This is a genomic window from Enterococcus sp. DIV0358, assembly GCF_051713465.1.
In the GTDB taxonomy this organism is placed as follows: domain Bacteria; phylum Bacillota; class Bacilli; order Lactobacillales; family Enterococcaceae; genus Enterococcus; species Enterococcus faecalis.
The window spans coordinates 1,346,974-1,362,352 of record NZ_JBIOPX010000001.1 but is presented as its reverse complement, the minus strand read 5'-3'; the positions used below and the strand labels follow the sequence as shown (position 1 = coordinate 1,362,352).

Annotated in this window: 13 protein-coding genes; 1 reads left to right on the top strand and 12 read right to left on the bottom strand. The window is 36.6% G+C overall.

The features are described 5' to 3' along the window. Positions 1 to 95: 95 nt before the first annotated feature. The 10 genes from IGK70_RS06710 to IGK70_RS06665 form a co-directional block, all read right to left on the bottom strand. Positions 96 to 1,196, bottom strand: a complete 1,101-nt coding sequence (locus IGK70_RS06710) for a PTS fructose transporter subunit IIC (RefSeq protein ID WP_025194433.1) — start codon at positions 1,194 to 1,196, stop codon at positions 96 to 98. Between the two features lie 108 nt (positions 1,197 to 1,304). Next, positions 1,305 to 1,754, bottom strand: a complete 450-nt coding sequence (locus tag IGK70_RS06705; protein WP_010712438.1) for a PTS sugar transporter subunit IIA — start codon at positions 1,752 to 1,754, stop codon at positions 1,305 to 1,307. 19 nt (positions 1,755 to 1,773) lie between these two features. After that, positions 1,774 to 2,091, bottom strand: a complete 318-nt coding sequence (locus IGK70_RS06700) for a PTS fructose transporter subunit IIB (protein ID WP_002357651.1) — start codon at positions 2,089 to 2,091, stop codon at positions 1,774 to 1,776. Continuing rightward, complete coding sequence (locus tag IGK70_RS06695; RefSeq protein WP_104855836.1) at positions 2,091 to 2,543, bottom strand: PTS sugar transporter subunit IIA; 453 nt, start codon at positions 2,541 to 2,543, stop codon at positions 2,091 to 2,093. The genes IGK70_RS06700 and IGK70_RS06695 overlap by 1 nt, the downstream gene beginning before the upstream one ends. Next, positions 2,533 to 4,014 carry a BglG family transcription antiterminator gene (locus IGK70_RS06690; protein WP_002377464.1) on the bottom strand — a complete coding sequence of 494 codons (1,482 nt, stop codon included), beginning with the start codon at positions 4,012 to 4,014 and terminating at the stop codon, positions 2,533 to 2,535. Before IGK70_RS06690 ends, IGK70_RS06695 begins: the two co-directional genes overlap by 11 nt. Before the next feature lie 241 nt (positions 4,015 to 4,255). Beyond that, positions 4,256 to 6,253 carry an N-acetylglucosamine-specific PTS transporter subunit IIBC gene (gene nagE, locus IGK70_RS06685; RefSeq protein ID WP_104855837.1) on the bottom strand — a complete coding sequence of 666 codons (1,998 nt, stop codon included), beginning with the start codon at positions 6,251 to 6,253 and terminating at the stop codon, positions 4,256 to 4,258. Between the two features lie 36 nt (positions 6,254 to 6,289). Then, positions 6,290 to 7,123: a PRD domain-containing protein gene (locus tag IGK70_RS06680; protein ID WP_002357655.1), complete on the bottom strand. Its 834-nt coding sequence runs from the start codon at positions 7,121 to 7,123 to the stop codon at positions 6,290 to 6,292. Between the two features lie 806 nt (positions 7,124 to 7,929). Then, positions 7,930 to 9,582: a peptide ABC transporter substrate-binding protein gene (locus tag IGK70_RS06675; protein WP_002363926.1), complete on the bottom strand. Its 1,653-nt coding sequence runs from the start codon at positions 9,580 to 9,582 to the stop codon at positions 7,930 to 7,932. 17 nt (positions 9,583 to 9,599) lie between these two features. Further along, complete coding sequence (locus tag IGK70_RS06670) at positions 9,600 to 10,976, bottom strand: transglutaminase-like domain-containing protein (RefSeq protein ID WP_010715180.1); 1,377 nt, start codon at positions 10,974 to 10,976, stop codon at positions 9,600 to 9,602. A gap of 16 nt (positions 10,977 to 10,992) precedes the next feature. Then, a complete protein-coding gene (locus IGK70_RS06665; protein ID WP_104855920.1) occupies positions 10,993 to 12,057 on the bottom strand; it encodes a dipeptide epimerase in 1,065 nt (354 codons plus the stop codon). 274 nt (positions 12,058 to 12,331) lie between these two features. Between IGK70_RS06665 and IGK70_RS06660 the strand changes: the two genes are divergently transcribed. Further along, a complete protein-coding gene (locus IGK70_RS06660; protein ID WP_002357660.1) occupies positions 12,332 to 12,676 on the top strand; it encodes a metal-sulfur cluster assembly factor in 345 nt (114 codons plus the stop codon). A gap of 188 nt (positions 12,677 to 12,864) precedes the next feature. Here IGK70_RS06660 and IGK70_RS06655 read toward each other — a convergent pair whose 3' ends face one another. Further along, positions 12,865 to 13,857 carry an alpha/beta hydrolase gene (locus tag IGK70_RS06655; RefSeq protein ID WP_162783038.1) on the bottom strand — a complete coding sequence of 331 codons (993 nt, stop codon included), beginning with the start codon at positions 13,855 to 13,857 and terminating at the stop codon, positions 12,865 to 12,867. A gap of 146 nt (positions 13,858 to 14,003) precedes the next feature. After that, entirely contained in the window at positions 14,004 to 15,314 is a 1,311-nt protein-coding gene (lysA, locus tag IGK70_RS06650) for a diaminopimelate decarboxylase (protein WP_162783012.1), read from the bottom strand. Positions 15,315 to 15,379 lie beyond the last annotated feature (65 nt).

Here is a 15,379-nt window from a genome sequence, read left to right as displayed (position 1 = left end):
TGAAAATTTTTCTAACTCGTTATATTCAGACGTTGACACATCTCTGACAGGCAATATAAATTGCATTAATTTTGTTGCGCTTTTTCATTTTTTTTTTAGAAAATCTGAATGTCTTCCAAGTTTATCTCCTCTTCTTCTTTTTCTACTAAGGCTTCCATATCTTTCTCAGTTACATCTTTCTTAATAATAGCTAAAACTAAACCGGTAACCACAGCGTTTACAACAATCGCAATAATGCCAGCCAGCGGTTTACTCATTGTTGGAATCATTAAAACACCGCCAAATGGAACTGTCGCATCTGCCCCTAAGATCATTGTTGTTGCGCCACCCACGAAGCCACCAATCGCTGTAGCAATGACTCCTCGGACAATATCATTCATAACTAAAGGAATAACACCTTCAACAATGTTAATCACGCCCATTGGTACGGCAGACTTTAACGTTTCAACTTCTAGTTTTGTATAAATATTTTTTCTAAATAATTTAGCAAAGAAGAAAGCTAATCCAAAGCCTATTGGCGTTGCTGTATTTACTAATTGCAATGCTGTAATTGGTCCATTAAGTCCTTCCGCTTGCATTGTCAAAACAAAGGCAAAAACAGTTTTGTTAATGGGTCCGCCATAGTCTATACCACTTAATAAACCAATTACACCACCAAAAATTAATAATGACGAGTTACCTAAGCTATCTAAAAAGTTCGTTAATAATGAAGTAAATGCCGTTATTGGGGTCCCGATAATATATATCATGATTAATCCACCAGTAATTGAGGTTAAAAATGGAATAATTAATGTTGGCATTAACCCTTTCGCCCAATTGGGTAATTTCACATATTTCAAAATAGCTAATACAAGATATCCTGCCAAGTAACCACCTAAGATACCACCAATAAAGCCGGCACCAACTGCATTCGCAGTTAAACCAATAATAAAGCCTGGAGCAATTCCAGGTTTACCGGCGATTGAAAAGGAAATGCCAGTAGATATAACAACCGGAAGTAAGCCTAAGCCAGCACCACCCATAGTAGCTAAAGCATCCCAAAGCGAAAATTCACCTGGTACCAAGGTTCCTTGACTTGAACCACCAAACCCCATACCAATTGCAATTAAAAAGCCAGCACCACAGACAATTGGAATTAAATATGAGATTGCTGTTAATAAATGACCTTTAAGATTTAACTCTTTTAGTTTTTTCATTTTTATCCTCCTAAACATTGTTCTTTTATTTTATTTTCTATTTAAAAAAATTGCTGTTATGAATTCTTCTGTAGAAAATATCCACAATATGCTGTCTTAGTAATTTCATTAAGAGAATGCCTTCACTACATCCTCTGGCGATTTTGATTGAAGGAATTCTCTCACTACTTCATCATTTCCGAGTTTTCTGGCAAACAATGATAATAGTTTAAGATGGCTAGTTGTTTCTTTATGATCATTACCCACAGCAAAAAGAATGATTCCTTTTACGCCATTATCATCTAAAGATTCCCAAGGAATTTCTGTACTGTTAATACCGATGGCCACGCCTATTTTTTTTACATACGCACTTTTGCCATGTGGAATGGCTAGATAGTTTCCGATGCCCGTTTGGCCTTCCGCCTCTCTATCATAGATATCTTTTATAAAGCCTTTTTCATCTGAAATATTGCCATTTTCAAGCAAAAGATTGGCTAATTCTTTTAACGCTTCCTCTTTTGTATTTACATTCATATTCGTTTTAACGGTTTTTAAGTCAATGATATCCTTTACTTCCATTACAATTCCTCCTAGAAGGTTACTTTTCTTGTGTCATAACTTCTTCTGCTTTTTCAATTAGTTTAGTGGGTGATTTTACAGCAACTTCTGTAGGTACTTGAATGATTCGTTTCCCATCAAAACGCTCTCTTCCAGAAATTTTTACATCAATGGCTAATATAACAATGTCCGCTTCCTTAATTTGTTCATCCGTTAGTTTGTTTTCAATCCCAATGGTCCCTTGTGTTTCTACATGGATCTCAACTCCTGCTTTTTTTGCAGCGTTCTCCAATTTTTCTTGTGCGATATATGTGTGAGCAATTCCTACTGTGCAGGCTGCTACGCCGACTATCTTCATTATTTTTCCTCCTCAAATTTTTCTATAATTTTATAAAAATCTGTTTCTGTTTTTAAACGCAACAACTTTTCTAAGAAGTCTTCATTTGCTAATTTTCTAGTAAATCGACTGATTTCTTTTTTTACTTTTAACCGTTCATTTTCTTTTAGTAAGATGACAATAATTAATTTCACTTGCTTAATGTCTGCCGTCCATGCTTGGATTTCTGTTTTTAAGCCAATCAGATATATTTCACTTTTTTTCAAGAGTGCATTCTCTAAATGTGGCAAGACAACTTGCTCTGCAATCTGATTACTTCCCATCTTCTCACGATTTACCAAAGATTCCTCAATCTGCTTTTTTTCTTTGGGCGTTAACAAAGGCGCTGCTGTTTCTGCAATGAATTGATATACTTGCTGTTTTGAAAGAAGTTCTTGGTTTAGGAAAACTTGGTATAAAGGATTAACGTTCATGATAGATTTCCTCTACTTTTCTTTGTAATCGATACTGATCATCCATTGTAAACATGGCACTTACCAACAATGATTTAATGGGGACCTTTTCCTGTAAATGAATCGTTGTAAGTATCAATTCAATATCAGAATAATCTTTTAATGATTTCCTTATATTTCGTGTGGCAATAATTTCAACAATTTGTAATTCAGGGAATTTCTTTTCAACTTTTACTCTCAATAGTTCTGAAGTGCCAATTCCAGTGGTACACATAATCAAAGTACGAATAGGTAACTGATTGGTTTCAATCATTCGCGCAAAATACAATGTAATAAACCCATTCTCGTCTTCGTTTATAGCCGGTAGTTGATAGTTTTTACTTACTTGCTTAGAAACTTGCACAATTTTTCTGAAAATTGTTTCATAGGTCATTTTTATTTGATCCAATAAACTATTCTTAACATGTATGCCGTTTTCAAGACGATTTATCATTGGTTTTATATGACTAGCCAATTCAAGAAGTAGCTGATCATTATCAGTTAAAATTTTTAGTTGTGCACTCATTTCCTCTAAATAAAATTGAGTAATTTGCATTACTTTGAAAGAAAAATTAGTTACTTTACTAAATGAACCTTGCATCCTAGAAGAAACCAAATATTGATATAAGTAATAAATTTCAACGTTAGGCAGTCTCTTATTTAAATAAGTTTCAATCTGTTGAATCGTTGTTTGCGCGACCTTTTTGAGTACTAAGTCCTTTGTTAATTCTTGTTCTTCTTCGTTAGATAATTGGTATTTTTCAGAAATAGCTACTTTTCGTGAACGACTAATTAAGATATAAAGATGCGAAAAGATGTTTACGTTATATGGATGTGGAATAGTAATATCCAATTTTTTTTCAATGTTCCTGACTTGATCTAACGTAAAAAGGACATCATAATTATTAAAATTTAATGCTTTGTTGTTTCGAAGATCCTCAATATCGATAATGTTCAACAGTTGTATTCTATCGGAAATGGCTTTCCTGATAGCTCTTTCCTCCCCGATAATTGCCAACGTTCGATTTTTCCGTTTGAGTGTTAAATCATATTTCTTTAAATCTTCGGATAATTGTTGTTCATCGCTAAATATCACAGAATCGCCAACATAATATCTTGCAAATAATTCATAAACATTTTTAGCTTGTGGAGAAGCTAACAACAATTCCTCCAGAATTCGATTGCGTCTTTCCCTTGGCGAAAAATCACTTTCTTTTTCGACTAAATGTCGATTCTGTTCCATAAATCGTTCATAGTCTAGCTTGTATCCTCGTCCTTTCTCAGATAATATGAGTGAACCTTCTGAAAATTCATCGTTAATTTTTTTTATCAAACGATAAACTGTCTTAGGAGAAGTACTTAGGCAGTTTGCCAATTCTTCTGCAGTCATATAATCTTGTTTTTTTGAGAGAAGTAACAACAATTTTTGTCCACGTTCTTTTTTCGAACTCATAGCAACCCCTCCTTGATATATTTATTATAATCCATACAAAAGAAAACGCTTCCTTGTTTTCTGTCCGTTACATTGGCCATTTTTGTGAGTGGTTAAAGTGTTCAATTATGCGAAACTTTCTAAGGCTATTTATAAATAAAAATCTGTAGAGCAAGCTATTTTGAATTACTGTCTCTACAGACACTAATACTTTCAAAGAATACAAAAAAAGGGCTGCCTTGCGGCTAGCCCTTTTTTACTTTTATTTTACGGTAACATTTCCGATTACATCATTCATTGAAGTTGTTTGACCTGCTTTTTGTAAATCGTATTGAGCAACGATATCTTGATTTGTGAAAACAACAATTAAATCTGATTTTTTGCCAGCTTGTTCTAATGCGGCTAAATCAATGGTTGCAATTTTATCGCCTTGTTTTACAACTTGGCCTTCTTCAACATGTAATGTAAATGGTCCACCTTGTAACTCAACAGTATCTAGACCCATGTGTAATAATACTTCAATGCCTGAATCTGTTTGGATACCTAACGCATGTTTTGTTGGGAAAATGCTAGTAATTTTACCAGCAACGGGTGTTGAAACTTCGCCGTCTGTTGGTACGACAGCAAAACCGTCACCCATCATTTTTGCTGAGAAAACATCATCTGGTACTTCAGAAATAGGAATAACTTTCCCATTCGCTACAGAATATAATTCAGTTTCTTTTGTTGAAACTGGTGCTTTTTCTTCAACAACTGGTTGAGAAACGGGTGTTTCTTTGACTGGTGTTGCTGGCGCTTGGTGGTTATATAATCGTTGCATTTCGTCAGCAACAAATTGTACTTCCGTACCAACGATAACTTGGATATTGGTGTCATCAATGACTTTCACACCAGGAACCCCAGTTGCTTTAATTTTTGCTTGATCCACTTTGCCTGTATCTTTCACTGTTAAGCGTAAACGAGTTGTACAGTTATCAATAGAAGTTACATTAGCATCAGCGCCTAAACCATCATAAATACGACGAGCTAGAGAAGCAAATTTGTTGTCGCCGTCTGCAACATCTGGTGTTTCTTCGCCATCGCCTTCTTCGCGTCCTGGTGTCATTAAGTTAAACTTAGTGATTGCAAAACGGAAACCGAAGTAGTAAATTGCTGCAAAGACAAGTCCTTGAACCACCAACATCATTGGGTGATTTGCGACTGGGTTTTTCAAACTTAAGAAGAAGTCTACAAAACCTGCACTAAAGGCAAAGCCAGCTGTCCAATGCATAAACGCAGCGAATGCTAAAGAAATACCTGTAAAGACTGCATGTAAAACATATAAAGGCCAAGCAACGAACATAAATGAGAATTCTAAAGGTTCAGTAACGCCTGTAAAGAAAGCCGCAAAACCAGCAGCTAACATTAATGAAGCTGTAACTTTTTTCTTCTCAGGACGTGCACATTGATAAATAGCAAACGCACCTGCTGGTAAACCAAACATCATTACTGGGAAGAAACCAGCTTGGTACATCCCTGTTTGTCCTACAATTGCTTTACCAGTATCTAACGCTTGTTGACCAGCTAAAAAGTTCCCAATATCATTGATACCAGCAACATCAAACCAGAAAACAGAATTCAAGGCATGGTGTAAGCCTGTTGGAATTAATAGTCGGTTAAAGAAACCATACAAGCCAGCTCCTACGAAACCTAAGCTAGAGATTCCTTTACCAAAAGCAACTAATCCGTTATAAACAACTGGCCAGAAGAAGAATAAGATAGCTGAGATTGCTAACATCGAAATAGCTGACATAATAGGAACTAAACGTTTTCCACTAAAGAATGATAAAGCCATTGGCAATTTCACACCAGAGAAACGATTATACATTGCCGCGGCAACTAAACCAGCGACAATCCCGACAAAGACATTGTTGTCCATGCTGTTGAAGGCTGGGTTTACTTCAGCAATATCCTTGAAGCCTTTAATGGCTTGGATAGAAGCAGGCGCTAAAACAGTTTTTGGCACTAAATAAGCGACTAAACCAGCTAATGCTGCCGATCCATCTTTATCTTTTGACATTCCTAACGCTAAACCAACCGCAAATAATAATGCTAAGTTGTTTAAGATAGCCAAACCACCATTCATTAGAAAAGTTGTGGCTGGACTAGCGCCGATTGTTCCCACGATCCAGTTAGCAATACCGACTAATAAAGAAGCCGCCGGTAATACAGCAACTGGTAACATTAACGAACGTCCCATTCTTTGCATATACGCTTTCATTATACGTAACTCCTCACATAAACTATTTAATTTTTATTATTTGGTCATTCTTAATCGTTCAATGTGAATCGATAAATAACCAAGTTCTTCATTTGGTACTTGATAATGAAAATTTCTCATTAATAAGACTTGTACTTTTTTTGAGATTTCATAGCTTTCAGCATACTTTTTCTTTACGACTTCCAAAATTTCTTCATCTAAAACAGCATATTGATTTTGTTGGAAGCGATGAATAAACAAACGTAAATGATTCACCAAACGTGAATAACTGAGACTATTTTTATCATCATGAATATCAATAGCCAATTCCTGCTCGATTAAATGAATAATTTCAGAAACGATTGTAACTTCACGGATACTTTTACTATTATCAGTACGCCCGCTGCGAGCACTATGGATATGAATTGCAATATATCCCGCTTCATCATAACTAAATGGAATCTCTAAGGTTTGTGTTAAATATTCTACAGCCCATTGAGCAATAGCAAATTCTTCACTATATAAAATCTCAATTTCACTTAAAAGCTTGTTCCGAACAATAATATTATTTTGAATATTTTCAGCTGCAAAAGCAATGTGATCACTCAACCCAATATTAATATGTTCATTCAACTTTTCACCCAATACCGTTTCAGCATGTTGGATAATTTCTTCACTCGCTAAAAAGTATTTGTCTTCAATTTGTGATAGCAATACTTGAAGTTTTTTCAGTCCTTCTGGCTCCATCACAAACATCCGCTCCACCAATTGTCGAGATAAGACATCATTTTTAGTCTTATTAAACCCGACGCCTTTACCGACAGCTACTTTCTCCTGTCCTTCGTCAAGAACAAGTACAGCATTTTGATTTAGCACCTTTTTAATTTTCATAAATGACCCTCTTCTGCAGAAGTAATTCTAACATTTTCAGTGAAAACAACAAAAAAAGCATAGAACAATCCCGTTAAACATGTTGCGTAACCATTGTACACCACATTGTATTACGAAATTCTTCCATGCCTAGTATTATCTAGTCACATGAAAACGCTATTCATTTGTTAACAGTGCTTATTCTAACGAGTATCATTATTTTTGTCAACCTTTTTCAATTATTTTTTTATTAATTGTTGACTATTAACAAAAAAGAAACTCTTATCGGGAAGAGGTCGGGACAGAAGTGTTTAACTCCGAGAACCAAGTAGGTACTGTTCAACATCTATTTGCTTTGCAAATAGTGTTTCTCAGCAATAAGAAGGAATTTCCGAAAATTGTCATAAAACACAACGAGGAACGAGTTGATGTTGCATGATACCTACCCGGTGTTCTTTAATTTTTGGAGACCAAGTAGGTATTGTTCATCATCGAAACACTACGTTCTTCGTGATTCTCAACACTTGGAAGGATTAAGATACGCCGAACACTTGTGTGAGAAAGTCAATTTCGGCTTATTTCCGAAGGAACTTCACCAAGTAGGTACGATGATTTCATCTGTTCATGCTTCACAGTGAAACATCGCAACTCTTAGAGCTGTAGCTCTTTTGAAGGCTGTACTGTGACGAGACGCATGTCGAGAAAACACCTTAGAAGTTGTTGAGATCGGAGCAACGCGTAGTGTTGCTTCTGTTCCCGCCGTTTATCAGTTTTTGAGCGTGGAGCAAAAATCCAAAGTGATTTTTGTCCCACGCTCGTTCACTAATTTATTCTTTATAGGCATACTTATATGTGCTCGTTGCACCGAAGTTATGATACTGAATGCCTTTGACACCTGGTCGTACAAGCTGACTACGGGCCTCTTGGTATAAAGGAATTAAAGCGGCATCTTCTTCCACCAATACTTTTTCAGCTTTAATTAATGTTTGCCAACGAGTTTCAGGATCATTTGCGTATTTAGTTGTTGCTTCTTCAATTAGTTGATCAAACGTTGGGCTAGAATAGTTCATACGGTTACCACTAACTGAGCTTTCTAAGAAAGTCATTGGATCCTGATAATCGGGTCCCCACATGCCAACAGACAATTCATAATCCCCTTTTCTCATTAATTCAATCGCATTATTTAAAGGAACTGTTTTGACATTAATAGTGAGACCAGGCAACGTTTCTTGTAACTGGCCTTGGATAAATTCAGCAACTTTTCGGTCACTATCACCATCTCTTGAAAGAAGTTCAATGGCTACATCTCCGTTTAACTCTGCTTTTGCTTTATCTAAATACTCTTTGGCTTTTTTGGCGTCTGTTTTGACAAGGGCGCCTGCTTCTTGACGAAAATCTTCATTCGTTTCTGGGTTATATACAAATTTTTCTGGAATGTACCCATAAATTTCTTTTGAACCATCTGCTAAAATATTATCGACTAAACTTTTTTTATCCAAAGCATAAGCTAAAGCTTTGCGGACATTCTCATTTGCAAAAATGGATGGTTTTTCGTTTCTTTTTTGGTTTAAACGTAAGGAATATACTTTTGACCGTTCAATTGCTTCATAGTCAGGGTTGTCTCGATTTTGTTTAGCAAAATCTCCTGTTAAGACAGCCACATCTAATTCACCTGATTCGTACAAATTATAAACGGTATTGGTTTCTTTAAGAACTTCAAAATGAATCGTTTCTGATTTTACTTTTTCTTTATCGTAATAGTCGGGATTACGCACAAAGTCCCATGACATCGCTGACTGATCCCAATTTTTCATTAAAAACGGACCATTAGATACAATCATTTCACTAGAAGTGCCATAGGCTTGTCCTTTTTCTTTCACGAATGCTTCGTTTTGTGGGAAAAATGGAGAAAATGCCAATAAGGACGTAAAATATGGTACAGGCTTTTCCAAAGTAACCTCCAAAGTATAATCATCAAGCGCTTTGACACCCAATTCCTCTGGTGCTTTTTCCTCTTTTGTAATAGCTGTTCCGTTCAGAATCGTTCCTTCTAACAAGAAAAAGTAATTGGCTTGGTTTTTGGGATTCGCTAATTTACGCCAAGCAAAAACGAAATCATTGGCTGTTACAGCATCACCATTGGACCACTTGCCATCTTCTCTTAGTTTAATGGTATATCGTTTGCCATCTTCAGAAATTTCAGGCATCTCTTTAGCGGCAGCAGGTATCAGTTGATCCTTCTCATCTAATTGATATAACCCTTCAAAGACATTGGACTGTGCGTTAATACTGGCTTCATCTTGTGTAAAAATAGAATCCATTGAACCGATTTCCGAGTTCTCCATTAAATTTAAAACTTTTTTCGAGACACTGGTTTTCTCAGTTGCTTTCTCGTCTATTTTTGTTTCTGCTGTTGTGCCACAACCTACCAAGACCGTACTAACAAATAACATAATCCCCATCATTTTTAACTTTTTCATACTATTCCCCCTATGTGTCAATCAAACGGCAACTCTTCCATGGAAAGCCGTTCTTGCGAAACTATCAAACATGCGTAGGGCAAGCCCTCATTTTCGTACTCAAATTCTCCCCGCTGGTTGTCAATGGGGTCTGCACGCAATTGCATTTTTGCTGGCTGAAAGTCTGCCTGGATTTCACTATTTGCGACCATTCTAAAAACATCTAAATTGCCGAAATAATGATTCCACCGCTGTCTATCCCCGTCTCGGTAAGCACCACCGCCAAAAGATAAATCCGCAAAGAGCCAGCCGTACGGTTCTATATAAAATTGTGCCCAATCATGACAGCCTGTATAATGTGTAGAAACATATAATCCCGATTGCCATTTGGCTGGTATCCCTGCAATCCGACAAAGCGTGATAAACAAAATCGCTTGCACGCCGCAGTCACCTTTTAAATTAGTTGCAGCATACTCTGAAATATTGGAAATTGTAAAATATTCACGCATGAATGAATAATGAATCTTTGTCGTCACAAAGTCATAAATCAAGCGTGCCTTTTTTAAGGGATTACTTTCATCGCCCACAATCTCATCTGCTAAATTTCTTAAATAAGGCGTGAATCGAATATGCGGTAACTGTTCCTCTAAATCAAAGCTTGGTTGCATTTTGTCTACGTTACTTTCTTCTAACTGTTGGTAAACCATCCGATTAACATAACAATATTCAACTGTAAACGTTTGATTTTCTTTTAAGATTGTTTCAAAACACAGTGTTCGTTGAGGCGCATCTTCTGCCGCAATATAGGTTGCCTCAGGTGACGTAGCTAGGATTTCAATTTCTGATTGTTGTTGACACGCTTTGGGTAGCGGCAAATGGACACGAACACGTTCACCTGGACGCTCAAATTCTTTTTTCACCTGAATGGTGGCTTTAATTGTTGTTCTCACTTTTCTACCACCGTTTTTTTGCATTTGTTCGATGTTCTCTTTTAGTTCTTTTTTGCGGAGAATTTCTAATTGATTGCTTTCTGCTTCCCGCAAACGTGCAACATATGCCGCATTTGTTTTAATTAAATTGGCCAAAAATCGAAGTTGGAAATACGGTTCACCGTCAATATAAACCCAGTCCACTAAACCCGTTTCTTTTAAACGAATTAATTCCTCTGTTTGATAATCCTGAAAAGTATCTCTCATCATTTGATCAGCTTTTGCAAAGCTATGAGGATACTCATTCATACGCATCATTTTAATGACATCTTTTTCAATTATCAAACGTTCTTTTAATGCCTGCGGAAGTTCTTTTGTCAACCAAAAATCAATGGCAGTATCCGCACTTGCAAAATCGCCAAATTCTTTCACCCTTTGAATTTCCTCAGGCAAAGGGACACTAAGATACTTTAAATCATACTTCATTAGCTTTACTCCTTTTTTAATGAGAAATGCCTAATCCAGCTACTTCTCCTAATTCCAATAATGGTTTTGCTTCTAAGGATACGCCCCCAGTTACGGGCGCAGTTTCTAAACCGAATGTCGCATCTAAATCTGCTCGTGTGATATTCTTTTGAGCAGCAGCTAAATGGGCAGCAGCCGTGATGCCAATGGTTGTTTCTTCCGCCATACACCCAATCATGCATTCGATACCTGCTGTTTCACAAATCTGATTAATCTTCAGCGCTTCATGAATGCCACCACACTTCATTAATTTTATATTGATAACATCGACTGTACCTTTTTTAACTAATTCCAACGCATCTTGGGCATCAAAACAGCTTTCATCAGCCATAATTGTCGTATTGACTTGTGAGGTAACGTATTTTAGACCTTCTAAATCGCGTCTTTTAACTGGCTGTTCCACTAATTCAATTTGATAATCTGCTAATTCTTGAATCGCTTTAACTGCATCTTTGGGCGTCCAAGCCTGATTCGCATCTAAGCGGAGCTTGATATCAAAGCCAACTGCTTCACGAACCGCTTTTACTCTTGCGATATCAGCTTCAATTCCTGTTCCGACTTTAATTTTTAATGTATCAAAACCTAGTTTGACTTTTTCGACGGCTTTTTGTGCCATCACATTTGGTTCATCAATACCTAGTGTAATATCCGTTATTACTTGGTTATCATAGCCGCCTAACAATTGATAAAGAGGCAGTTGAGCTTTCTGACCCATCAAATCATAACAAGCAATATCGATTGCTGCTTTTGCCGCTGGAGCGAAAGCAGATATTTTATCCATCACTTCATGAATTTTCTCAATATTAAAGGGGTTTAAGCCAATGATTGCTTGGCCAAATAATTCGATCGTTTCAAGCGTGCCAGCCAACGTTTCACCGGTAATAAAAATGCCTGGCCCTCCTTCTCCATATCCAACTAATCCCTCTTCTGTTTCAATTTCCACAATTGCACTATCCGCTGATTCTATCGTCCCCAAAGCGATCGTAAATGTTTCTTTCAGTTTAATTTTCGATGCCCTAACATGTACCTGCTTAATTTTCATAAAATCCTCCCTTTGATATTTCCAATTGACTGAATATTCAGTTTTTTAAAAATGTCCAAAAATTAAATTTAGATTGTTATCGATCATTCTAAACTCATTATTTTCTAATGTCAACAAAATAATGAGATTTAGATTAAAATAAAATGAATCTCAAGTTTTATGAGCTTTTTAATAAATCAGTAAATTCCAGGACATGTGAGATACTTCTCATTTACAAACATTCCTAAAAAAGGTATGATAGTAAAGAGGCAACTTGCAAAGGAGTAGAAGACGAATGAGTGAACAACCTCAACAACGCTCAACCGAAGAAGTTGAAGCAATTAAAGAAGATATTTTAACTGCATTAGAAACAGTGATTGACCCTGAATTAGGCATCGATATTGTTAATTTGGGACTAATTTATGAAGTTGAATTTGCAGAAGAAACTGGTGATACTGTCATCAAAATGACCTTAACCACAATGGGTTGTCCGTTAGCAGATGTTTTAACAGAACAAATCCATGGTGTTTTAAAAGATATTCCTGAAGTGAATAATATCGAAGTAAAATTAGTCTGGTACCCTGCTTGGACAACGGATAAAATGAGCCGTTACGCACGAATTGCTTTGGGTATTCGCTAGTTATTTCGAGACTTTGATTAATGATAAAAACCGCCTGAAAGAACTGACTGATTAGTTTTTTTATGTGGTTTTTTGTTTAGCTAATAGTTTGCTAGTCCAACTTTATTATTTTTCTTTTTAAGCACTTTAAATTTAGCTAAACGAGTCAGACAAAAAAAGACATGGAATCATGAAATTCCATGTCTTTTTTAGTCGGATGTTGTTTTTACTGCAGGACAGTTTTCTTCCAAAAATTCAAAAATACTACTGTAATAATTTTCAGGTTCGTAGACACTTGAAGATAAATGTGGTGCTTTAGCCACAATGAGACCTTTTTTTATCCCCTGAGTTGCCGCTAAATTTTCTTCAAACATTATCATTGGAACAAAGCGATCACCTGTACCGTGAATAAAGAATGTGGGCAACGTATTTTTGTGTAATTGTCTCACGGAAGAAGCGGTTTTCAATTGAAAGCCATAGTTATTTAATGCTAATTGATTAGCAATTGTTAAAATAGGAAAAGCGGGTAAATGAAAAGATTCATGTAGGACGTATTTAAATTCATCATAAACAGAAGTGTAGCCACAATCCACTATTAATCCGCGGACATTCGTTGGTAACTTTTCACCACTTGCCATCATGACAGTAGCCGCTCCCATGGAACCGCCCACTAAAATAATTTCTGCTTCCATATCAATGGCAAGAACTTCACTAATCCAACTTAATAAATCTAACCGATCCAGCCATCCCATCCCAATTTTATTCCCTGAACTTTTCCCGTGCGCACGCAAATCGGGAACTAAAACATTGTAGCCTTCTTCTGCAAAACGTAATGCAGTATATGCCATATCGCGTTTTCCGTTTGAACGATAACCATGCACACAAATCGCCCAACGATGGTTATCTGGATAAGGAATAAAGCACCGTGCATACAATGTTTCATCTTTAATTTTCAACCAACGATCTTCAGCAAAAGACTCTGTCCAAAAAGCTTCGCCTTCTTGTTTTTGTTGTTCTTCTATTTTTGTATATCTTGTTTCCCGTTCTTGAAAATTATCAGGATTTAATAACCGATGCCCTTTTTTATGATACCAAGGGTTGTCTTTAAGCAACGCAATTTTCAAAAAATAATTGGCAATGTAAAAAGAAAAAACAACGCCAATCATTGCAAAAATGATCAGTAACCCGAGGAGCCATTTCATCTGCAAATCACACCCTCTTCTAAAGTATTTCCTTCTTCATTTAATATACTATGGATTTTTCATTTCTGAAAGAAATCACCCTTACATTTTGTTATTTTTTGAAAAAAAAGCAGCCGGCTCAAAAAGAGGCGGCTACTTTTAATCTATCAACAATCCAACGTTGTCATATCTTCATATGTCTCACGGCGAGCAACTAATTTTACTTGTCCATCTTCGACAAAAACCACTGCCGGTCGAGGATTTCGGTTGTAATTACTTGCCATTGAATAACCGTAAGCCCCCGTACTACTAATGGCCAATAAATCCCCTGCTTTAACTTCTGGCAATAAAATATCTCGAAGTAAGACATCTCCTGATTCGCAATATTTACCAACCACTGTGACTTTCTTGACTGAATCATGCCCCTCACAATTCGCTAGAAAACCATCATAAACTGCTTGATACAAAGCAGGCCGTATATTATCACCCATGCCACCATCTACGGAAACAAAATGACGAACACCAGGAACCTCTTTTTGCGCGCCAACTGTATAAATCGTTGTGCCCGCTTCAGCAATTAAACTGCGGCCTGGTTCAATCCAAAGCTCAGGCAGTGGATACCCTAATTGTTCACAATGACCTTTCAAGGAATAAACAATTTTTTCAACAAATGTTGCTGGTGCTAATGGCTCATCTTGCTGCGTGTACTGCACACCAAAACCACCACCCATATTTAAAACATGTGCTGTAAATTGATGGACTTGCCGCCAGTCTTCTAAAATAGTGAACATTTTTTCAACAGCAGCTAAAAAGCCTTCCACAGCAAAAATTTGCGAGCCAATATGGCAATGGACCCCTTGTACATCAAAAGAGGGATTTGATAAAAGGCGAACGAGTGCTTCTGTCGCCTGGCCACTTGCAACATCAAAACCAAATTTTGAATCTTCTTGGCCTGTCAAAATGTAATCATGTGTTTCTGCATCCACGCCAGGACTCACCCGAAAAAGAACTTTTTGTGTTTGGTTTCGTGTAGCTAATAATTCTTCCAACAAGTCAATTTCGTAAAAATTATCAATGACAATTGTACCTATTTTGTTATCCAAGGCGTAACGTAATTCTTCAGGGGTTTTGTTATTTCCATGGAATTCAATTTCCGCTGGCTCCATGCCCCCTTTTAAAGCTGTGAATAGTTCTCCACCAGAGACAACATCACAAGCAATATCTTCTTCCTTTAACACTTGATAAATGGCTAAACAACTAAATGCTTTACTTGCATAAACCACTTTATTTTTGATACCTAATTGATTTAACGTTTGTTTAAAACCACGTGCCTGCGCGCGAATATGAGCGACATCATAGACAAATAACGGCGTCCCGAATTTTTGCGCCAACTTTACGGTGTCACAACCACCGATTTCTAAATGATTTTCCCGATTCATTTTTGCTGTACCAAATAACATGTTTTCCCGCCCCTTCATTTTGTTTTATTAAAAATCATAGCATAAAACCCAGTGGCTTCCTATAATTTTCCACATTTTTCTCT